The following is a 20666-nucleotide window of genomic DNA, read 5'->3' as shown; positions in this document are numbered from 1 at the left end:
TGCCTATTTTTTAATATTTTTTAGTTATTTTCTTAGCTGTACCAATGACAATGAAAGCAAAAGCGAAAATAAAAAGTCCAAAAATGATATTCCTTTCATAACCGGGCTGCTCATTTTCTTTTGTATCCGCATCTTTTTTAGGTGCAGGAGCCGGAGCCGGCTTTGGTTCTAATGTTTTTAATTGAACGGTTTGAAGAATTTCCCCTTGATTGTTTTTAAACGTAAGAAGCCCATTATCACTTAAATCTCTGACCGCTCCTTGAACACTTTCCGTTACAAGAGTATCATTTTCTGGATAAAATTCCTTTGTTCCTTTTTTAAATATTTCACCCTGTTTAATTGTACTATTATGAAAAGATTTAAAACCGAAGTCAAATAATTTTCCCGTATCATCATACTTATCCCGCTGCAAGTCTGATTTTAAAACAACAGCAGTCAGCTTTATTTTTCCATTACCAGCCGTTGTAGACAATGTTTGCTTTGACTCTGTCGTATACCCCGTCTTTCCTCCTGTAATGCCGGCATATGGAATCTCTCCCAACAGCATTTTATGATGGGATAGAATATTAGTATCCCAGGACTTACTCTTCCAATGAAATTTCTTAGTCCCAAAAATTTCAGCAAAGATAGGATTTTTTATTGCATAATCGGTAATTAAAGCCATATCTCTTGCTGTCGTATAATGGTTCTTGTCAAATAAGCCGCTTGGATTTACGAAATGAGTATTTTTTACGCCGACTGTCGTTTTTAAATATTCATTAATATTCTTTGAAAATTGTTCTACACTGCCATCTACCTGCTCTGCAACTGCCACGGCAGCATCATTACCAGAATTAATTAACATTCCTCGAATCAGCTGAAGTAATGAAACCTTTTCACCTGCAACTAAATAAACTCTTGTGCCGTCCTGTCTTTCTGCATTTGCACTAACTGTTGCAATACTGTTTAAATTCCCTTTCTCAATGGCATAAATAGCGGTTGCGATTTTAGTTACACTCGCGGGATACATCTTTTTATCAGGATTTTTACTGAAAAGAACCGCATTTGTTTCCGAATCTAAAAGAATGGCCGCATCACTTTTCAATGTTAATTCCAGCTCAGCTTTAGCAAAAGTTCTAGTTTGAAGAGGAAAAACCAGCAGAATAAGAAAAAAAATAGATATCAATCGTCTCAATAACAACACCCTTATTAGTACTTTTATCCTAATCTATTTTACCAGAATAAAATAGATTTTCCATAAAAAGTTACGTAAAAGATAAGCAATACGTAAAAAAGCGCCAGGATCATTCCTGCCGCTTTTTTAAATTTATTCTTTTGCTTTGGAAATCATCAGAGATATCTGAGCCATTATAAATGGCAAAGAGGATTTTTTACGATATGCCATGTATTTCGCTTTCCAAAATGTTGTATATTTATCTTTAAAATGTTTCAATCCTTGGAAATAATAAATTAAGTGACCATGCAAAAATATTTGTGCCGCTATTTTTTCACTTAAAAATGAAAATTTTGTTAAGCTGACATTCTCCAAAGGGGCCATCCCTATATGGAAGCACTTATACCCTTTATGCTTTGCCCAATCCATTACTGAAAGCAGTAGAAAATCAATCGTATCACGGGGAGCATTTTTTCTAAAGCGGATTAAATCCATTGAAATAGTTTGTTGATCATAGACGTACATGATACTGACAAACCCTAAAATTTCTAGATTTTTATTTCTTATAATAGCAATCGGTGCTTTACTTAAATAGTTTTCATCAAAAAATCCAAGTGAAAATCCCTTCTCTTTTCTCTCTTCCAGCCAGTCAGCGGAAATCTCCTTTAATTCATTAAACAATTTGTCTGTAAATGGCGGTTCCAGCCATTCAAAAGAATATTTTTCACGAGTAAACTGATTTTGTATCGATTTCAATCCCTGCATATTTTCTTCAGAATGAGAGAAAGTTTCTAAGTCAATATATGCTTCTTCCCCTAGTTTAAAAAAGGCAAACCCATGATTATGAAGAATTGGCAGCATTTCATCACCAACTTGATAAAATACTAATGAATAACCATATAAGTCAGCTTCCTCCTGAAATTCCTCAATTGCATTTGATACTTCACTTTTTTCACCAATCGGTTCACCAAGAATCACTAATTTGTCTGCATATGGTTGAAAAGCCATTAATATATTTCGTTTTCTATTCCAGAAAATATATTTGTCATGCAAAAAGATTAGATGGGATAAAACATTTCCTTTATACTTGCAGATATGATTCAGGATCTCTGTTTCCTGATTTACCGAGTTTTCAAATTTCCACTTCTTTGGCAAACTTACTAAATATCCGATAGAGAGAATCATAAAAGCAATAACCAAACCGATGAAGGCGCTTGTAAATAAATCATTGGAATCTAAAATTACATATGGTATTAATTTTTCCGGCATAGCAACCTTTGCATTGGGAAGATTTAGATAGCCAATAATTAAATACATTGAGGTTATGACTAAAATTATGGCCACATCAAAAATCGTTTTCCCCCATGTCAGCACATAACTCTCACGGTAAAACTGCCCTTTTGACATCTTAAGAATAAGAGCAACAATAATTAAAAATATTGCCTCTTCATAGTCGATTCCTTTAAATATTGAAAATAGTGCGGCCATAATCAATGCGAACATTGTTAAATCATAAGTCCGTTTTACACTATATTCAATCCCTCTTGATAACCCCAGTAATAAAAACCCCGCGGCTACCGAAAGCTGATGGGATACGTTAATGATGGGAAAGGCCAATAATTCCTGAGCAATTCTTAATCTGGACATAATACCCGGCACACTTGCCGAAAGAAGCAAAATCAATCCTGATATAAACACCAGCAGGGTTAAAATGGAATGACTCAAACTTTGAACAATGCCCTTTGGAGTGTCATTCCACAATTTATTCCACTTCTCCCAATAAAGTTTGACAAAGAAAACCACCCCTGCCAAAAACGGAATAAAATAATAACCGAGCCGATACAAAAGCAGTAAAATTAAAACCTTTTCCTCTGGTATATGTAAATCCTGCATTCCCCAAATGAAGACAAGATCAAAGGAACCCAATCCTCCAGGGATCATACTAATAATTCCGGCACAAGCAGACACAATATATACAGGAAATAACTGTTTAAAGGAAATGGGAATTCCTAGTATTTTATTTAACAAGTAAATGGCCATAAAAACAGCAAACCATTCTACTATGGAAACAGCTATCAGCTTGATTCCTTCTCTCTTAGATACGAGAGACTGATTATCATTCTTTTTCGCATTAATTTCGTTGATGATGAGAAATACAGGCAAATACAACCCTACACCCACTACAGCAAAATAAAGCCACTTAACATCTGTAAATAACGGAAAATTCCGGTAGAATATGGTTACAATCCATGATAATACTGATATTCCCGTTAAGTAAAAAAGTGAAACTGTAGCAATAATTCTCAGCAATCTTCGTTTATCATGTTCGTACTTATGAAAAAAGTAGGTTCTAAGCATAGCACCAATCAAGCCGCCAAAGCCGATTAGATTGGAAAATGAGTTAGCTATAAATGACTGCTCCACCAATTCCCTTTTAGGGACTTTAAATCCCAAAATCCTGATTAAAATCACATCATAGAATATCATTGGCAGAACCGCAGCAAATGTAATGAGTAAAATGACCAATAATACCCAAAAATGAAGATGATGTAATTCACTTTTGAGTAATTCCCCATTTAAGTCTACGGTAAATTTTCTTATTTCAATGATTGCAAATATCAGCAAAAATAATGGGAAAATAAATTTTATTCCTTTTAGTATTTTTTCTTTACTTATCCCCAACAAGAAAACCACCTATTTTTTAGTTCCTGACTCCACTATATACGTTTCAACAGGAAAAACAAAGAAATATTTCCTTTGTCTATTATTTTTGACAGCTTTTACATTGTTCAATCACCCCTTATTTTTTTACCTGCGCGAAGAATTTGAAAAAAGGAGACAAGTTTCCTGCCTGCCCCTGCATAAGAATAGAAGAGGACAAATTATAAAAGGGGGCTAAATATATGAAGTTTCTAGTTTTTAAGAAAGAAACTTTCATCTTCTTTTTAGCTGTTGGAATTATGCTGGCTGCGATTTCAGCATGGTTTGTGCTGAAGGCGGGAGATGCGACTGTTTTTAACCAGCAGTCAGAAGATGGGATAAGGGAGATTCATATGATAACTGCAGAATTTAAAACAACCATGAAAAATGGAAAACAGCTTGAGGCTTATAGATGGGACCCAGGAACCATTTCTATAGAGAAAGGGGAAAAGGTACAGTTATATATAAGCGGAATTAACGGTGAACAGCACCCATTTCATATTGAAGGAACTGATATTAAAGGAGTCGTTAAAAAAGGAGAAGAAACAATGATCCCTCTTCAATTTAACAAAGAAGGAACATACCGTTTAATTTGCGAGACCCATTCAAACAGAGAGCATAATGGTCCAATGATTGCTTATATTGTTGTTAACTAAACAGAAGAAAATATTCCTTCTGTTTTTTCTTTTGTAAAATAATAATTACCCAAAAATACTTGGATAAATGTCTAATACACTAACTGATATTAATATTTCCAAGAAATTAAAAATTGATTATTTCTTTAATCTCTTATATACTCTTATCATTGACTTAAACAAGAGAAATCTTTAAAAATTGTCCAGCTCCACAAGGAAGGCTTCTTAAGTATCGTCTCGCACGAAGGAAAAGCGTCAGGCTATACCCCGAAGTGCCCAGCCAGTTTTCATCCTCGAATAAACTGCTTTTTAGCAGACTGAGGTCACAAGCTAGTCCGTCTAAAGAAGGAAGAGCACCTTGTTCTGCCGGCACAACTTGTACTTGCCGGGACTGACCGTTAAGGAAATCTACTAAGAAATAATTATCGCAGGAACAAACTGTACCTGTTTACGCAGAATTTTCCGCTTTATGATTAGAGGTGAAATTTTTGTTTCAGATACTCATTGATCACTCTGATATTAATACTTTAAATGCATTGTATGTCAGTATATATTTAGGATTAATCCTTAAATACTTCTGGGTTTGGGGTGTGGAGTATTCGGTTAACGGCACTGCATCTTACGCCAAAAACACAAAAATAATTCATCCAATGTTTTTTTTAAAAAAACAAAATCGCCCGCTTGGAAGCATTATTTTAACACGAATTATTAAATATATACGAAAAAAAGAATGTCCACAGGATGATTCTGAAGAACCTATTTCACTCCTATTTTCACTTTAATTTAAAACACACATTTTAGGAGGAAATATGAAAACAAGGAAATCATCATTTATTACAATAATGCTATTAATGGCGACAACCTTATTATTGTCTGCCTGTTCTACACAGCAAAACGGAAACAACACAGGATTTTTCCATCACTATTTTGTCGGGCCGTTTTCATTTATCATTAAGTCAACAGCCGATTTATTCAATGGAAATTATGGTCTAGCCATTATTATCGTTACGCTGGTTATTAGACTTGCCTTAATGCCTTTAATGCTTAAACAGTATAAAAATCAAATGCATATGAAAGAAAAAATGGATGCACTGAAACCTGAGATGGATGTCATTCAAAAGAAAATGAAGGCGGAAAAGGATCCTAAAAAGAAACAAGAGCTGCAAGCCGAAATGATGGGCCTTTACCAAAAGCATGGCGTGAACCCGCTCAATATGGGCTGTCTGCCAATTTTGATTCAGATGCCTATACTTACCGCTTTTTATTATGCAATTCGCAGTTCCAAAGACATTGCCACCCATCAATTTTTATGGTTTAGTTTAGGAAAACCTGATATTGTTTTGACAATTATTGCAGGACTTGTTTATTATTTTCAATTTAAGATTTCTCAATCTAGTATGCCAAAACAACAGCAGGATCAAATGAAATTTATGGGACTTCTTTCTCCTTTAATGATTGTTATGTTTTCCTTTAGTGCACCTGCTGCACTTCCGCTTTACTGGGTTGTTGGGGGAACATTCCTGACGATTCAAACTTATATCGGTCATAAATTATATCGCAAACAGCCGACGGCACAGGCTGAACCTAAGTAAGAAAAAGGAAGCATCGTTACGTTACCGGTGCTTCCTTTTCATATCTCTAAAAGATTTCCAATAATAATGCCGCAGAATAAGAGGCATATTCCCAAGGTAAAACTGGCCACAACATAGCTGAAAAATACCATGTCCTTACCTGACATTCTAAGCTGTTCAGATTCAAGCATAAATGTGGAAAAGGTTGTAAAAGCCCCCATAAATCCTACCCCGAAAAGTGTATAAACATATCCATGAATTTCAAGCCCAACAAGCAATCCTAATAAAAAGGCCCCAAACAAATTAACGGAAAATGTTCCAAAAGGAAAACCGCTTGTTCCTTTTAATTTCCTGCTCAGGATAAAACGGAAAATTGCTCCAAAAAAACCGCCAATTGCAACCAATAAAATCTCTGTCATATTTTTCTTCACCACCCATTTATTCCTGTTCCCCCATTTTCAATCCGATTCGAACAAATACCAGTCCCCCAAGAAGGCTGATTAATATGTATAAAAACGAAAATAAATATTGATCTTCATTCATTAGTCGAACAGTTTCTAAGCAAAAGGTAGAAAATGTGGTATAGGAACCGATAATTCCCGTTGTCAGCGCCGTCAATATTTGAGGAGGAAGTTTTTTTAGCAAGACAAATTTATTTGTAATCCAGCCTAATAAGAAGGCGCCCGTAATGTTTACAAACAGTGTTCCAAATGGAAATTCAGAACTCCATAATGATATAGCCGCCATAGAAAGCAAATAACGAATGATACTTCCCACCATTCCCCCGACACCAACAAAAAGGTATACCATCTTAAACACTCCAATGTCCCGAAATATATATCATTTTACCATATCCATTTGATTTACCATTTATTCTATAGGATAGATTTTATTCCAAGCGGTATGCTAAATATGTACAACTTAAATAAAGGAGTGAAAATAAAAATGAAAAAAGGAATATTTTGGGCCTCACCTCTGATTTTTAGTCTTTATTTAACAGGTTGTGCAAATAATAATGTAAATGATGATGTTGCAAACCGAAATGCTAACGAGCCGGCAAGGGTGAATTATAATACCCCTAATCATGGAGGACCTGCCATCACTGGAGTAGATGTCAGCGATACCAGACTTGATGATAATGCGAATAGGCTTGACAATGATTTAACGGATGTTAGATATGATAATCGTTCTAAAATGCGTGTTGCTGATAATGCAGCAAAAAAGGTTGCAGATCTTGCTGATGTTGATAGTGCCAACGTCATTGTTACGAAGAATAGCGCCTTTGTTGCTGCCAAATTAGACCGAAATTCTCGGAATGGCCTTACCACCGATATTGAAAATAGAATTTCACGTGCTGTTAAATCAGTGGACCATGATATCGACCGTGTTTACGTATCAGTTAATCCTGATTTTTATGACCGATTTAACAATTATGCCAGCGACATTCGTAACGGCAAACCAGTATCCGGCTTCTTTGATGAATTTACCAATACCATTCGCAGAGTGTTTCCGGATGCCCGTTAACATAATGAAATATAAAATAAAAATGCCCGGCAGTTCCGGGCATTTTTATTTTATATTTCTTGAAAATATTCTTTATAAAAGCCGCCTACTTTTCCGGAATTATCAATGATGTAATAAAATTCCTCTGTTTCATTTTTTACATCATAAACTTTTCCTGCAGTAAGAACCTGATCCACAATATATTTTTTTGCATTCGTATGAATACATTTTACTTTCTTAATTGTTTCACGATCACGCCAGGTTAAATGAATCAAAACTGCCACCGTCCTTAAGTTCTTTATACCTTTTTAAGTATAATCAAAAGGACTCCTGATGTGCAACCTTGAAATATTCCTAGGAAAAAATATGTGTTTACTATTTTTAAAAAATAAACCAGCAAATTTGCAAAAAAAATGATTTTAGGGGTTTTCAAATAGGAATGAAACCGTTACAATAATAAAAACTGAATATTCAATCCATTTTCCAAGGAGGCATTCATAAATTGAAAATTATGAGTAACGAGCAATTGGTTTTTTCTTATCGGGATGCATTGAAGTCTGGAAAGGAAAAGGAATGGATAAAAATTTTAAAACAGGAAATAGAACGAAGGGGATTAAACCCTCTTAAAAAACAATAGTAAGAGTTAAAGATGGACTTTTAAAAAAAACCGCTGAACAAAATTCAGCGGTTTTACTAATTATCCTTCCAGCAATAACTTCTCAGGATCCTCTAATAACTTTTTAATGGTTACTAAGAAGCTTACAGCCTCCATTCCATCGACAATCCTATGGTCATAGGAAAGTGCTACATACATCATCGGTCGATTTTCCATTGTATCTTTATCAATCGCTACTGGTCTTAATTGAATAGAATGCATGCCTAAAATTCCTACTTGTGGTCCATTTAAAATCGGAGTTGAGAGCAATGAGCCAAAGACACCGCCATTTGTAATGGTAAATGTACCACCCTGAAGGTCATTTAATGAAAGCTTATTCGACCTTGCTTTTTCAGCCAAGTGTGCAATGTCTCCCTCAATTTCGGCAAATGATTTACGATCTGCATCTCTAACAACTGGAACAACTAAACCTTCTTCAGTTGAAACGGCCATACCAATATCATAATACTTTTTGACTAATAATTGGTCACCCTGAATCTCAGCATTTATATGCGGGAATTTCTTTAATGCTGCAACAACAGCTTTAGTAAAGAATGACATAAATCCCAGACGGACATCATGCTCCTCAGCAAATTGGGTTTTCCAGCGTTTTCTTAAATCCATTACCGCGGTCATATCAATCTCATTGAAAGTAGTCAGCATGGCTGCTGTATTTGTAACCTCTACCAGCCGCTTTGCGATTGTTTGCCGTCTTCTTGACATTCTTTCATAAACAACAGGTTTTGAGCTGTCTTCGACAACTGGTGGTGTACCCGCTTTCGCAGAGGCTGGCTTTTGACTGCTCCCCTTCTCAAATGAGGAAACATCTTGCTTGCGAACTCTTCCTAACGGATCAGTAGTAGGAATTTCCTGCAAATTAATTCCTTTTTCCCTTGCTAGTTTTCTCGCCGCTGGTGATGCAATTGGACGCTGCAAAGGTTCATTATCGCTTTTCTCTTTTTGTACATTAGCAGGACTGCTTACATTTACTGCTGGTGCTGCGGATGGTTTCGCCGCTTCAACCGGCTCTTCTTGTGGTTTACTTGCTACTGAAGGAACTGCACCTGCACCTGTTTCGTCTACAATGGCAATCGTCTCACCTACAGTGACAGTATCCCCTTCTTCAAATTTCTGTTCTGTCAGAGTACCAGAATAATCGGAAATTACTTCTATATTAACCTTATCTGTCTCAAGCTCAATAAGGTAATCCCCTTGTTCTACATGTTCACCAACATTTTTCAGCCATTTCGCAATGGTTCCTTCCGTAATTGACTCTGCTAATTCAGGTACTTTAATCTCAGCCATTTATATTACCCCCTTAAACACTTCTGGTTAATGAAATAGTTAAAATCTTAGATTGGATTGATTTGTGAATATTTGGCTCCCCTTCAGAAGGACTTGAGCGCCGGCGTCTGCCGATATATTCTACTTTAATGCCGTTTGTAATAAGTCGATTAATCCTCGGTTCTACGAAAGTCCAAGCTCCCATATTTTTAGGTTCTTCCTGCAGCCAATAAACTTCCTTCACATTTGGATATTTTGCAAAAAGCTTTGTTAATTGGTTAGTTGGGAATGGATAGATTTCTTCTAGTCTCATGATCTGAAGCCATTCATATCCATCACCATTTCCAACTTGCTGGGCAAGATCAATTGCGATTTTACCGGAACAAAGTACCAAACGTTCTACTTTTGAATTATCTCTTTCAGATTTAAATTGTTCTAAAACAGATTCGAATTTTCCATTGCTTAGCTCCATACCAGTTGATGCTACAAGCGGGTTTCTTAACAAGCTTTTAGGCGACATCAATACGAGTGGTTTTACTTCCTCTTTGTTTAATAATGCTGCTTGACGTCTCAGCAGATGGAAATATTGCGCAGCACTTGTAACATTTGCAACCGTCCAGTTCTTTTCTGCAGCCATTTGTAAAAAGCGCTCTGGTCTTGCACTTGAATGTTCCGGCCCCTGTCCTTCATATCCATGAGGAAGCAGCATAACAAGCCCGGATTTTTGACCCCATTTTGCTCTGCCAGCCGAAATAAACTGATCAAACATAACTTGTGCAGCATTAGCAAAATCACCAAATTGTGCTTCCCAAATTACTAATGTTTCTGGTGAAAACACATTATAACCGTATTCAAAACCAACAACAGCTGCTTCAGTTAATGGACTATTATAAATTGCAAACGATGCATTTGATGATGATATATTGTGCAGCGGAAGGAATGTTTCCCCTGTTTGTTCATCATGAAGCACAAGATTTCGATGTGCGAAAGTTCCCCGCTCCGTATCCTGTCCAGTGAATCGAATCGGTGTTCCGTCTGACAAAATAGAACCAAATGCCAGCGATTCAGCCAATGCCCAATCAATAGTCCCTTTTTCATCAAATGCTGTAGTACGCCTTTTTAATATCTTAGCTAATTTACTGAATACATGAAAATTCTCAGGCCATTGAAGCAATTCTTCATTCAGTTTTTTCAATGATTCAAGTGGAACGCTCGTTTCAATGCTTAGCTTATTGCAATTAAAGTTCGGCGGTTCAGGAAGATCTAATTTATTATCTTTTTTCACTGCCGCGACCTGCTTATGTGCTGCCTGCAATCTTTCAATGACAGCAGCTTGAAGACCATTTACTTCTTGTTCATTAGTGATACCTGCAGATAATAAGTTCTTTCTATAAATCTCTTTTACCGTCGGATGTTTTTGAACAAGCATATATGTCTTTGGATTTGTTGTCATCGGTTCATCCATCTCATTATGACCGAATCTGCGGTATCCAATTAAATCAATTAGAATATCTTTATGGAATAAAGTCCTATATTCAGCTGCAATTAATGCGGCATTAATACAGGTTTCTGGATCATCTGCATTCACATGAATAATTGGAATTTCAAATCCTTTCGCAAGGTCACTGGAATAGCGGGTTGAACGTGAATCATACGATTCTGTTGTAAAACCGATTCTGTTATTTGCGATGATATGAATAGTCCCGCCAGTACGGAATCCATGTAAGCGGCTCAAATTTAATGTTTCGGCGACAATTCCTTCACCAGGAAAAGCTGCATCTCCATGGATTAAGAGAGCAAGGGCAGAATTATGATTTTCATCTGGATAGCCTGCCTTTTTTCTTTGGTCCTGAGCTGCACGGGTATATCCTTCTACCACTGGGCCAACAAATTCTAAGTGGCTCGGATTGTTAGCAAGTGTGATTTTCACAGATTTTTTATTGTCGCCTTTAATAAGCTCTCGATTCAAACCAAGGTGATATTTGACATCACCTGTCCATCCAAAGTTAATTCCTGTTGAACCCTCTGAAGGCACAAGATCTTTATTGGGTGCATGTTGAAATTCTGCAAAAATCATTTCATAAGGCTTACTTAATACATGGGCAAGCACATTCAATCTTCCTCTGTGCGCCATCCCAATATTAATTGTATCAGCACCGTTATTTACTGCTTCGGAAACGATTTCATCAATAATTGGAACCATAATATCTAGTCCCTCAATAGAAAATCGTTTTTGACCTACATAGGTTTTATGAAGAAACTTTTCAAACTCCTCAACTTCTGTAAGCCTGTTTAATATTTTTAGCTTTTTCTCTCTTGAGAAGTTTGGCTGCTGACTCCTATTTTCAATTCTTTCAATCAGCCAATTTCTCTCTTTCATATCATGGACATGATCAAATTCATACGTAATCGTGCCTGTATAAACTTGTTTTAAATATTCAATTGCATCATAAGCTGTCTTATTTGCTAATGAAGCATCTTTAGAGACAACAGAAGCAGGCAGCTTCCGCAGGTCATCATCCGTCAGCCCAAAGGCCGCAGGCTCTATATGGGTCCGGTCAGGCTGGTAATCTCCCAAAGGACGAATATTAGCAGCCAAATGTCCATAAGTTCGGATTTGATCAGCAAGAAGGATAGCAGAATACATTTTTTCATTAACAACCGTCTGCTGCAGTGGTTCATTTTTTGGAACCGCTGTCTGTAAATCCAAAAAATCAGATTCCGTCATTCCTGAAAACAATTCTCTCATTTCATCATTAACTAATAGCGGATCCTGTTTGAATTTTTCAAATTGATCAATTAAATAGCCTAGATTTGGACCAAGGAAATCTTTTAAGTTAAGTTGGTTTTCTTGGGCTGGTCTATTCATCATCAATCCCCCTTCATCCAATATGTATCATTTACACAATCTTTATATTATCATGTCATAATAAATAGTTACAGAAATTGACCTAAATCAACATAATTTCTTTTTAGTTTGTCTTAATTTGTAAAAATAATTTCAAAACGCCAAAAACACACCTATATAAAATAGATGTGTTCGATTTTTTATCCGGCCAAAACTGGCTGAAAACATAGTTCTTCTAATTTAATCTCAATTTTATCTGCAGCATCTAAATAGTTGTCAGCAAAAATATCAATAAATTCTTTTTGGTATTCCAGTCTTGCATAATCATATCTTGGATCATAATAATCTTCAAGTAATATTGGGATCATTGCCTGATAGTCCCGTTTTTCCATGCTTTCCATTAATTGATTTTTTAAGTCAATATCTTTCATACGTTTTAAAACTCTTTCCATACTAAGAAAAATCTTTTCATGATACCATGGCTCATCTTTATATGGAAGTACATATTCAGACACCAAATGTTTTACCCGTTGTTCAAGCGGTGTATGAATAAGGAAATTTAGGCCTTCAAACTTTACGTCCATTAGTTTTTCAGGCTGAACTGATTTGCCTATTCTTTTACTTTCCGCTTCAACTAAAAAGTATTCCGCGCCTTGGATATCCTGGAGTCCTTTGAATAAAAGAGAATCAAACGTTTTTTGGTTATGGCCTTCACCAAGTCCAATTGTTCCAAAAATTGATCCCCTGTGACCAGCCATTTCCTCTAAGTCTAAAATAGGATAACCACGTCTTTTTAAAATTTTTAATACTTCTGTCTTTCCAACTCCAGTCATCCCATGGATGACAATTGCTTTTTCGGGAATCATCGATGGAATCTGCTCAAGAATATAATGACGGTATGCTTTATATCCGCCAACAAGGCGCCAAGCATAGATTCCGGCAAATTCTAAAAATGTAACCACTGCTCTGCTTCTCATTCCGCCGCGCCAGCAGTGGATGACGATTTCTCTGTTTTCACCATATGATTTAATGGTATGAAGCATTTCAGGTATCTTAGGTGAGACAAGTTCCATTGCCCGCCATTTGGCTGCAGCCTGTCCTTCCTGCTTATAAATCGTGCCTATTTCCGCCCGCACTTCATTTGAAAATAAAGGAACGTTAACTGCCCCTGGTATAGCACCGTCTTTAAACTCTATCGGAGAGCGTATATCAATGATGATCGGTTCCTCGAGTTTAAAAAGTTCTTCGACTGTTATATCTTTCATAAATAAAACGCTCCTAAAAATTTGGTAAGAATAAGAAAACAAACAAAACTTCCTATATGGAAGTTTTAAAAGGTTCGTAAAGAAAAGTTTTCTCAAGAGTCTACCTGTAATTATATAAGAGTTTAACGAACCAAGCAAGAATACGAGGACTTCTCCCATGATTTGGCTGGTATTTAAAAAGGCCTGTTCCCTTTTAAGGAACAAACCTTATCTATTATGCCATGTTTGTTTTTTGTTTAAAAACGGACATTAAATTTTCCATTTCCTCAAGCTTATTTTCTGCAAGTAAATTAACAATTTTACTTCCGACGACAACACCGTCACAATATTTTGTTATATCAAGCATTTGTTCTTGAGTTGAAATTCCAAATCCCGCTAGTACCGGAATTGGACTAACCTCCTTTACTGCTTTTAAATAAGCATTTAAATTACCATCAAATTCATTTCGCGTTCCTGTAATTCCTTTTACTGTCACTGTATATAAGAACCCATCTCCCTTTGCTGCAATCTGCTTAATGCGTTCCAAAGGTGTTGTCAAGGTAACAAGACGGATTAGTTCTACTCCTGCTTCTGTCAACTCAGGCTCGATTATTTCCTCTTCTTCGACAGGCATGTCTGGAATAATACATCCGTCCACGCCCGCTTTTTGAATATCTTGGACAAACTTCGTAATGCCATAGGCATAAATTGGATTAAGATATGTCATTAGAATAATGGGTATCTTGACAGACTTCCTAATTTCGGCAATTTTACCCACAATCCCCTTTAATGTCGTTCCATTGTTTAACGCCCTAATTCCTGCCTGCTGTATTGTTGGTCCATCGGCAACTGGATCTGAAAAAGGTACACCTACTTCAACAGCTGCAGCCCCAAACTTCTCAAGAAGGACAAGACGCTCCTCCAAACAGTCCAAACCGCCGTCTCCCGCCATAATATATGGTACAAACGCCTTTGTATCATCCTTTTTTAAAGCCTGAAAGGTTTGCTCGATCCTGTTCATTATTGATTTCCTCCTTTTAGCCTTGCCCTTACAGCATCAACGTCTTTATCTCCGCGTCCTGATAAGCAGACAACTATATTTTTCTCAGATCCAAGCTGGGCGGCAAGTTTAAGGCAATAGGCAACCGCATGTGAACTCTCAAGTGCAGGGATTATGCCTTCCAATTTTGATAATAGTTGAAATGCATCAAGCGCCTCTTGGTCAGTGATTGAATGATAATTGGCACGACCGATTTCCTTTAGATAGCTATGTTCAGGACCAACTCCAGGATAATCAAGACCTGCAGACACAGAATGTGCTTCTTGTATTTGGCCATCTTCATTCTGCAATAAGTACATTAATGCTCCATGGAGGACACCCGGCTTACCTTTTGTCAAGGAAGCTGCGTGAAAGGGAGTGTCAATACCGCGGCCGGCCGCTTCCACGCCATGAAGCTCAACTTCTTCATCGTCAATAAAAGGATAAAACATTCCCATCGCATTGCTGCCGCCGCCAATACATGCTACAACGGCATCAGGAAGAGAGTGATTTCGATCTAAAAATTGGTCTTTTGTTTCTTTGCCAATGACACTTTGAAAATCCCTGACAATCATCGGGAAAGGGTGTGGACCAGATACTGAGCCTAATAAGTAATGGGTATCCTCGACATTTGCAACCCAATATCTCAATGCCTCATTAACAGCATCTTTTAAGGTACTGCTGCCTGATGTAACACTTACTACCTTAGCACCCAGCAGCTCCATTCGAAATACATTCAGCTCCTGTCTTTTGATGTCTTCTTCTCCCATAAATATAATACAATCTAAATTTAACAATGCGCATACTGTCGCAGTGGCTACACCATGTTGTCCCGCACCTGTCTCTGCAACAATTTTCTTCTTGCCCATCCGTACGGCGAGAAGAGCCTGACCAATAGCATTATTTATTTTATGGGCACCAGTATGGTTTAAATCTTCTCTTTTTAAATAAATTTTTGCACCGCCAGCATATTTCGTAAGATTTTCGGCAAAATACAACGGGGTTTCCCTGCCGACATAATCCTTGGATAATGCTTGGATTTGTGAGTGAAAAGTAGGATCTTGTTTCGCCATTTCATAAGCATCTGCTAATTCCGTAATTGCTTTCATTAATGTCTCTGGTACAAATCTTCCCCCAAATTTACCGAAGCGGCCCGTTTCATTGGGCAGTGTATATGCAGTCATTCTTTTCTCCCCCTAATGAGTCCCTTTTGCCTTGTTAATAAATGCTTTCATTTTTTCAAAGTCCTTTACACCATTTGTTTCTACTCCTGAACTGACATCAACCATATATGGCTTGATGATTTCGATGGCATTTTCTACATTAGCTGCATCCAACCCGCCAGCAAGGATTATTTTTTTCTCTTTTAGCAATTCAATTTTCACTTCATGCCAGTCAAACGCTGTACCATTTCCGCCTCGATATTTTCCTTTTGGACTATCAAGTAAAATAAATTCAGCTGGAAAATCCGATACTTTTGTCAGCTGCTCATTGCTTTGGAAACTAAAAGCTTTAATAACCGGATATGGGATGGATTGACAAAACTCAGCAGTTTCATCACCGTGTAATTGAATATGAGTTAACCCCGCAAAGGAAGCAATTCTTTCTATTTCCTCACGTGATTCATTGACAAATACTCCAACTTTATAAACATGTTTTGGCAGATTTACGACTATTTCTTTTGCCGCTTTTTCAGATATCTTACGCTTGCTTTCAGCAAAAACGAATCCAATTGCATCTGCCCCATATTCAACCGCCATAACCCCTGTTTCCACATCTGTTATACCGCAAATTTTAACTTTCACTATTTTGTACCTGCAGCTAACGGCTGACGAAAGTTTTCAAAAGTTTGTTTTAAATTTGAACTTTTCATAAGAGCTTCACCAACTAAAATTCCGTTTGCACCCGCGTTTCGGACACGTTCAACATCCTGATCATGATGAAGACCGCTTTCACTGATTAAAAATGCACCTGATTCTTTTACTATTGCAGCCAATTTTTCAGTTACTTCTAATGAAACATTAAAAGTTTTTAAATCTCTATTATTTACACCGATCAATTTAGCCCCTGTCGTTAAAGCGGTTTTAAGCTCGGCTTCATTGTGGACCTCCATCAAGACCTCTAACCCTAAATCTTTAGCATATCGATAGAGTTGATGTAATTTTTCTTCTGGCAAAGCGGCAACTATTAATAACACAATATCAGCCCCATAGCCGCGTGCCTGGTCTATTTGCAGGGTATCAATGATAAAATCCTTACAAAGAATCGGTAAATCCACAGCTTCACGGACTGCAGCTAAATCCGAAAATGATCCTTTAAAAAAGGTATGGTCTGTCAAGACTGAAATAGCACTGGCTCCATTTCTTTCATAAATTGCAGCCTGTTCAGCAGGGTCAGCATGGTCATTAATAACCCCTTTAGAAGGTGATGACCTTTTAAATTCAGAAATAATGGCTAGCTCTTTAGCTTTCTCTAATTTCTCAATAAATGATCTTTTTTTAAAATGGGGGGGTGATGTTGAGTTTTCATTCTTACGCAGAAGCTCAACTTCTTTCTTCTTTTGCTCGATAATTTTATCTAAAATTGTACCCATTTTAAATTGCCTCCATTTGAACTGCTTTGGATTTTTCAACTAATACTGTCAATTTTTCATATGCTGCTCCTGAGTCAATCATTTCCCCAGCTATCTTGATGCCGTCCTGAATCGAATCAGCTTTAGATGCAGTAAAAATGCCAAGACCTGCATTAAGGAGAACCGTGTCACGATAAGCACCTTTTTCTCCTTTTAACACTTTTAATAAAATTTCTGCGTTAACTTGTGCATCCCCGCCCTTGATTGCACTATTATCATACTGTGGTAAGTTAACATCCTCAGGCATTATTATTTTGGTGGTAATAACACCATCATCTAAGATAGCTAGATGATTTTCCCCTTGCAGAGATGCTTCATCCATAAATCCTGCCCCATTTAAAACGACTGCCCGCTTTCTTCCAAGCTGCTTAAGTACCTCAGCAAAGACCGTGATCAAATCTCTCCGATAAACACCTAAAAGCTGATAATCAAGTTCAATTGGGTTTGTTAATGGACCAATAAAGTTAAATATGGTTGGGATTTTCAAAGCTCTTCTGACGGTTGTTACCTTTTTTAATTTTGGATGAACATTTGGAGCAAATAAAAATGCAATCCCAATTTCCTCAAGAATTTCTTCCAATGCTTCAGGATGTAAGTTTAGATTGATTCCCAAATATTCTAATACATCCGCACTTCCCGTTTTGCTTGAAACACTTCTATTCCCATGCTTAGCAACTGGAATACCTGCAGTAGCAAGGACAAAAGCAGATGTTGTACTGATATTAAAGCTCGAGGAGCCGTCACCGCCTGTACCGCAATTATCAATGACACCTGGAAACTTTTTCTTAAAACTTAATGTATTACCCGTTAGGGCCTTTGTAATTCCTACAATCTCATCAACAGTTTCACCTTTTGATTTCAATCCCATTAAGAAGGCAGCTATTTCTGATTCTGATACCTCTTCACCTAGAATAGAATCAACTGCGTCCTTCATTTGATTTTCAGTGAATGACCTATGCTCAGCTAATTGGAGTAAATAACTCTTCATCTTCGCTCATCCTTTCTATCTCAGCTAAAAAATTTTTTAACATTTGAATTCCTGTCGGCGTCCCAATTGATTCTGGGTGAAATTGGAGGCCATAAACAGGATAATGTTTGTGTTTAATTGCCATAACTTCATTGTCATCCATTGATTGAGCAATACATTGAAGTTCCTTTGGCAGAGTATCATGTTCAATTGATAAAGAATGATACCGCATGACATTCAATGGGGAGGCCAGGCAGGTAAAAATATCTTGGCTTTTATGACTGATTGCTGATATTTTTCCATGTTTGATTGTACGTGCACTTCTAATTTTAGAACCAAAGGCCGCCCCGATTGCCTGATGGCCAAGACATATACCTAAAATGGGAATTTCTCGATAAAAGTTTTGAATTACTTCTATACATATTCCCGCATCCTCCGGTCTTCCCGGCCCAGGAGACAAAATAATAGCCTTGGGATTTAACTTTTTTATCTCATCTATTGTTATTTGATTATTGCGGTAAACTGCTGTTTCTTCTCCGATTTCACCTAAATATTGATAGAGGTTAAAAGTAAAGGAATCAAAGTTATCAATAAGCAAAATCATTTTGCCTCTCTCCCCTCTAAGAATGATTTTAATTTGTTGGATGTTTCCTCATATTCAAACTCAGGATTGGAATCATATACAATTCCTGCACCAGCTTGAATATAAGCGGATCCTTCTGTTAAAATCATTGTTCGAATGGCCAAGGCAAAATCCATGTTCCCATTTGCAGACACATATCCGATTGCACCGGAATATAAACCGCGTTTTGATTTTTCTAAGGTATTTATTATTTCCATTGCCCGTACCTTGGGTGCCCCGGAAACTGTTCCAGCGGGCAGACAAGCTGCAAGAGCATCAAGTGCTTTTTTATCTGATTGAAGCTTGCCGCTAATTTCTGAGACAATATGCATAACATGACGAAATTTTTCGACTGTCATATATTTTTCAAGGCGGACAGAACCGAATTCACATACCTTACCAAGATCATTTCTCCCAAGATCTACAAGCATTTTATGTTCCGCAAGCTCCTTTTCGTCTTGAAGCAATTCTTTTTCAAGGTTTGTATCTTCGGAGCTGGTTTTTCCTCTTTTTCTTGTACCTGCAATTGGATTGGCAATCACTGTATTCCCTTTTGTTTTTATCAGGCTTTCTGGCGAAGAACCAATTACTGTATAGGTGTCAAAATCAATATAAAACATGTAAGGTGTTGGATTATGGGAACGATGTTTTCGGTATAATGCCAAAGGAGAACCCTGAAACTTCGATTTCATCCTTCGTGATAGGACGACTTGAAAAATATCTCCAGCGAGAATATGTTCTTTGGCAGTCTTTACATTTTTGATAAAAGTTTCCTTCGTTGTTTCTGAATGAAATCCTGAAAAAGAAAAGGACTCTTCATCACCAAAATCATATGTTTTTTTCAGTTCCTCTTCAATTTGCTGTATTTTCCCTTCAATTTTCTCACTATTCTCAGGATTCATGGAGATGCCGCAAAGGAATACTTTTTCTGCCAAGTGATCATAGACAATCACTTCTTCATAAAACATTAAGTGAACGTCAGGCATTTTGAGTTCATTCGGAAACTCAGTACCTATTTCTTCATACTGTCTAACAATGTCATAGCCGACATATCCAACTGCTCCTCCGATGAATGGGAAAGGGAGATCATCCGCTCCTCTTAATGGCAGTAAGTCATGTAAAATATCTAATGGGTTTCCTTTAATCGTTTTTGTTTCACCGTTTTGCTGAATGATCATATTTTCATTCCCAAATGATATAAGTTCCAAGGCTGGGTCAGCCCCAATAAAAGAATATCGTCCAGAATGATTAAATTTATTTGAGCTTTCCAATAGGAATTTCTTTTCCCCGCTAATCTTTTGCAATATTGAGATGGGGGTTAAAACATCTCCGCTAATCTCTTTTACCCTGAAAAAGGTTCTGGTTTCCATTTCTCGTCTCCTCTCTTCTACACTAAAAAACGCCCTCTATATACAAACTTCTGTTATGTATATAGAGGGCGAATGATAACCCGCGGTGCCACCTCCATTGAAGCAAAAAATCTGCTTCCTCTTCAGATACCAAGTTTTATGCTTGATATCCTATCCTTTTAACGGCGGAACTCCGTGAATCCCTACTACAATTTCAGGACTCCTCTCGTAAGTCCATTCCACAAATTTTTCCATATCGGCTCTCACCTCTTCCGACTCTCTGTAAAGAAAAAAATAAGTGTACTCTTCTTACTAAAGCGATTTTAAATATTATTTTATAAAAATAAAAAGGGTCCCCGCGTCCAAAAAGGACGGGAGACCCGTGGTGCCACCTTCATTAGCTAGTTATAGCTCACTTTACCAGTATCAAGCATAGCTTTAATACCTGTCTCTTGTAACGACGA

General features: G+C 37.1%; 20 protein-coding genes and 2 other annotated features (1 of these 22 only partly in view). Of the genes, 5 read left to right on the top strand and 15 right to left on the bottom strand.

What is annotated here, in order from left to right; all coding sequences use genetic code 11:
- Nucleotides 1-10: 10 nt before the first annotated feature.
- Together M3183_RS12360 and mprF are read right to left on the bottom strand one after the other, a co-directional pair.
- A complete protein-coding gene (locus M3183_RS12360; RefSeq protein WP_251470047.1) occupies nucleotides 11-1174 on the bottom strand; it encodes a D-alanyl-D-alanine carboxypeptidase family protein in 1164 nt (387 codons plus the stop codon).
- A gap of 132 nt (nucleotides 1175-1306) precedes the next feature.
- The gene (gene mprF / locus M3183_RS12355) at nucleotides 1307-3835 is read right to left on the bottom strand and encodes a bifunctional lysylphosphatidylglycerol flippase/synthetase MprF (RefSeq protein ID WP_251470045.1); all 2529 of its coding nucleotides are present in this window, start codon (nucleotides 3833-3835) and stop codon (nucleotides 1307-1309) included.
- Between the two features lie 221 nt (nucleotides 3836-4056).
- Between mprF and M3183_RS12350 the strand changes: the two genes are divergently transcribed.
- From M3183_RS12350 to yidC, 3 genes are all read left to right on the top strand, one after another.
- A complete protein-coding gene (locus M3183_RS12350; RefSeq protein ID WP_251470042.1) occupies nucleotides 4057-4509 on the top strand; it encodes a cupredoxin domain-containing protein in 453 nt (150 codons plus the stop codon).
- Between the two features lie 467 nt (nucleotides 4510-4976).
- Complete coding sequence (locus M3183_RS12345; protein WP_251470040.1) at nucleotides 4977-5270, top strand: hypothetical protein; 294 nt, start codon at nucleotides 4977-4979, stop codon at nucleotides 5268-5270.
- 27 nt (nucleotides 5271-5297) lie between these two features.
- Nucleotides 5298-6080, top strand: a complete 783-nt coding sequence (gene yidC / locus M3183_RS12340; protein WP_251470038.1) for a membrane protein insertase YidC — start codon at nucleotides 5298-5300, stop codon at nucleotides 6078-6080.
- 38 nt (nucleotides 6081-6118) lie between these two features.
- Here yidC and M3183_RS12335 read toward each other — a convergent pair whose 3' ends face one another.
- Both M3183_RS12335 and crcB read right to left on the bottom strand, forming a co-directional pair.
- Nucleotides 6119-6478, bottom strand: a complete 360-nt coding sequence (locus tag M3183_RS12335; protein ID WP_251470036.1) for a fluoride efflux transporter FluC — start codon at nucleotides 6476-6478, stop codon at nucleotides 6119-6121.
- A gap of 19 nt (nucleotides 6479-6497) precedes the next feature.
- Nucleotides 6498-6869 (bottom strand): fluoride efflux transporter CrcB, encoded by a 372-nt coding sequence (gene crcB, locus M3183_RS12330; RefSeq protein WP_251470034.1) that lies wholly within the window; start codon nucleotides 6867-6869, stop codon nucleotides 6498-6500.
- Nucleotides 6870-7004: 135 nt separating this feature from the next.
- Here crcB and M3183_RS12325 point away from each other — a divergent pair, with 135 nt between their 5' ends.
- Nucleotides 7005-7583, top strand: a complete 579-nt coding sequence (locus M3183_RS12325) for a YhcN/YlaJ family sporulation lipoprotein (RefSeq protein ID WP_251470032.1) — start codon at nucleotides 7005-7007, stop codon at nucleotides 7581-7583.
- A gap of 50 nt (nucleotides 7584-7633) precedes the next feature.
- On the opposite strand, the gene M3183_RS12320 is transcribed toward M3183_RS12325, so the two are convergent.
- Nucleotides 7634-7837 (bottom strand): DUF6501 family protein, encoded by a 204-nt coding sequence (locus tag M3183_RS12320; RefSeq protein WP_251470030.1) that lies wholly within the window; start codon nucleotides 7835-7837, stop codon nucleotides 7634-7636.
- A gap of 236 nt (nucleotides 7838-8073) precedes the next feature.
- Between M3183_RS12320 and sda the strand changes: the two genes are divergently transcribed.
- A complete protein-coding gene (sda, locus tag M3183_RS12315) occupies nucleotides 8074-8199 on the top strand; it encodes a sporulation histidine kinase inhibitor Sda (protein ID WP_396953720.1) in 126 nt (41 codons plus the stop codon).
- A 60-nt stretch (nucleotides 8200-8259) separates the two neighbouring features.
- Here the strand turns inward: sda and odhB are convergent, their stop codons facing one another.
- The 10 genes from odhB to trpE form a co-directional block, all read right to left on the bottom strand.
- Nucleotides 8260-9522 carry a 2-oxoglutarate dehydrogenase complex dihydrolipoyllysine-residue succinyltransferase gene (gene odhB, locus M3183_RS12310; RefSeq protein WP_251470025.1) on the bottom strand — a complete coding sequence of 421 codons (1263 nt, stop codon included), beginning with the start codon at nucleotides 9520-9522 and terminating at the stop codon, nucleotides 8260-8262.
- A gap of 13 nt (nucleotides 9523-9535) precedes the next feature.
- Nucleotides 9536-12370, bottom strand: a complete 2835-nt coding sequence (locus M3183_RS12305; RefSeq protein WP_251470022.1) for a 2-oxoglutarate dehydrogenase E1 component — start codon at nucleotides 12368-12370, stop codon at nucleotides 9536-9538.
- 179 nt (nucleotides 12371-12549) lie between these two features.
- Nucleotides 12550-13614: a tRNA 2-selenouridine(34) synthase MnmH gene (mnmH, locus tag M3183_RS12300; protein WP_251470020.1), complete on the bottom strand. Its 1065-nt coding sequence runs from the start codon at nucleotides 13612-13614 to the stop codon at nucleotides 12550-12552.
- 214 nt (nucleotides 13615-13828) lie between these two features.
- On the bottom strand, nucleotides 13829-14614 hold the full coding sequence (gene trpA, locus M3183_RS12295) for a tryptophan synthase subunit alpha (RefSeq protein ID WP_251470018.1): 786 nt from the start codon (nucleotides 14612-14614) through the stop codon (nucleotides 13829-13831).
- Nucleotides 14614-15816 carry a tryptophan synthase subunit beta gene (gene trpB, locus M3183_RS12290; protein ID WP_251470016.1) on the bottom strand — a complete coding sequence of 401 codons (1203 nt, stop codon included), beginning with the start codon at nucleotides 15814-15816 and terminating at the stop codon, nucleotides 14614-14616. The genes trpA and trpB overlap by 1 nt, the downstream gene beginning before the upstream one ends.
- A gap of 12 nt (nucleotides 15817-15828) precedes the next feature.
- On the bottom strand, nucleotides 15829-16437 hold the full coding sequence (locus M3183_RS12285) for a phosphoribosylanthranilate isomerase (protein WP_251470014.1): 609 nt from the start codon (nucleotides 16435-16437) through the stop codon (nucleotides 15829-15831).
- Nucleotides 16437-17225 (bottom strand): indole-3-glycerol phosphate synthase TrpC, encoded by a 789-nt coding sequence (gene trpC / locus M3183_RS12280; protein WP_251470011.1) that lies wholly within the window; start codon nucleotides 17223-17225, stop codon nucleotides 16437-16439. Before trpC ends, M3183_RS12285 begins: the two co-directional genes overlap by 1 nt.
- Before the next feature lies 1 nt (nucleotide 17226).
- Nucleotides 17227-18252, bottom strand: a complete 1026-nt coding sequence (gene trpD, locus M3183_RS12275; RefSeq protein ID WP_251470009.1) for an anthranilate phosphoribosyltransferase — start codon at nucleotides 18250-18252, stop codon at nucleotides 17227-17229.
- Nucleotides 18224-18835 carry an anthranilate synthase component II gene (locus tag M3183_RS12270; protein WP_251470007.1) on the bottom strand — a complete coding sequence of 204 codons (612 nt, stop codon included), beginning with the start codon at nucleotides 18833-18835 and terminating at the stop codon, nucleotides 18224-18226. The genes trpD and M3183_RS12270 overlap by 29 nt, the downstream gene beginning before the upstream one ends.
- Nucleotides 18832-20223, bottom strand: coding sequence for an anthranilate synthase component I (trpE, locus tag M3183_RS12265; protein ID WP_251470005.1), 1392 nt, complete (start codon nucleotides 20221-20223; stop codon nucleotides 18832-18834). The genes M3183_RS12270 and trpE overlap by 4 nt, the downstream gene beginning before the upstream one ends.
- Nucleotides 20224-20284: 61 nt before the next feature.
- Nucleotides 20285-20529, bottom strand: a binding site (T-box leader).
- 37 nt (nucleotides 20530-20566) lie between these two features.
- Nucleotides 20567-20666: a binding site (T-box leader), on the bottom strand; it runs 148 nt beyond the window's last position.

The organism is Neobacillus mesonae (genome assembly GCF_023715155.1).
Classification (GTDB): domain Bacteria; phylum Bacillota; class Bacilli; order Bacillales; family Cytobacillaceae; genus Neobacillus; species Neobacillus mesonae_A.
The sequence above is the reverse complement of the archived record's forward strand: the minus strand, read 5'-3'. Positions and strand labels throughout refer to the sequence as shown.

Coding starts and splice junctions, on each gene's coding strand:
- trpD (WP_251470009.1), bottom strand. CDS start 18,252: ATGAAGAGTTATTTACTCCAATTAGCTGAGCATAGGTCATTCACTGAA.
- yidC (WP_251470038.1), top strand. CDS start 5,298: ATGAAAACAAGGAAATCATCATTTATTACAATAATGCTATTAATGGCG.
- sda (WP_396953720.1), top strand. CDS start 8,074: ATGAGTAACGAGCAATTGGTTTTTTCTTATCGGGATGCATTGAAGTCT.
- M3183_RS12325 (WP_251470032.1), top strand. CDS start 7,005: ATGAAAAAAGGAATATTTTGGGCCTCACCTCTGATTTTTAGTCTTTAT.
- trpB (WP_251470016.1), bottom strand. CDS start 15,816: ATGACTGCATATACACTGCCCAATGAAACGGGCCGCTTCGGTAAATTT.
- M3183_RS12270 (WP_251470007.1), bottom strand. CDS start 18,835: ATGATTTTGCTTATTGATAACTTTGATTCCTTTACTTTTAACCTCTAT.
- M3183_RS12305 (WP_251470022.1), bottom strand. CDS start 12,370: ATGAATAGACCAGCCCAAGAAAACCAACTTAACTTAAAAGATTTCCTT.
- crcB (WP_251470034.1), bottom strand. CDS start 6,869: ATGGTATACCTTTTTGTTGGTGTCGGGGGAATGGTGGGAAGTATCATT.
- trpA (WP_251470018.1), bottom strand. CDS start 14,614: ATGAACAGGATCGAGCAAACCTTTCAGGCTTTAAAAAAGGATGATACA.
- mnmH (WP_251470020.1), bottom strand. CDS start 13,614: ATGAAAGATATAACAGTCGAAGAACTTTTTAAACTCGAGGAACCGATC.
- M3183_RS12335 (WP_251470036.1), bottom strand. CDS start 6,478: ATGACAGAGATTTTATTGGTTGCAATTGGCGGTTTTTTTGGAGCAATT.
- trpC (WP_251470011.1), bottom strand. CDS start 17,225: ATGGGTACAATTTTAGATAAAATTATCGAGCAAAAGAAGAAAGAAGTT.
- trpE (WP_251470005.1), bottom strand. CDS start 20,223: ATGGAAACCAGAACCTTTTTCAGGGTAAAAGAGATTAGCGGAGATGTT.
- odhB (WP_251470025.1), bottom strand. CDS start 9,522: ATGGCTGAGATTAAAGTACCTGAATTAGCAGAGTCAATTACGGAAGGA.
- M3183_RS12350 (WP_251470042.1), top strand. CDS start 4,057: ATGAAGTTTCTAGTTTTTAAGAAAGAAACTTTCATCTTCTTTTTAGCT.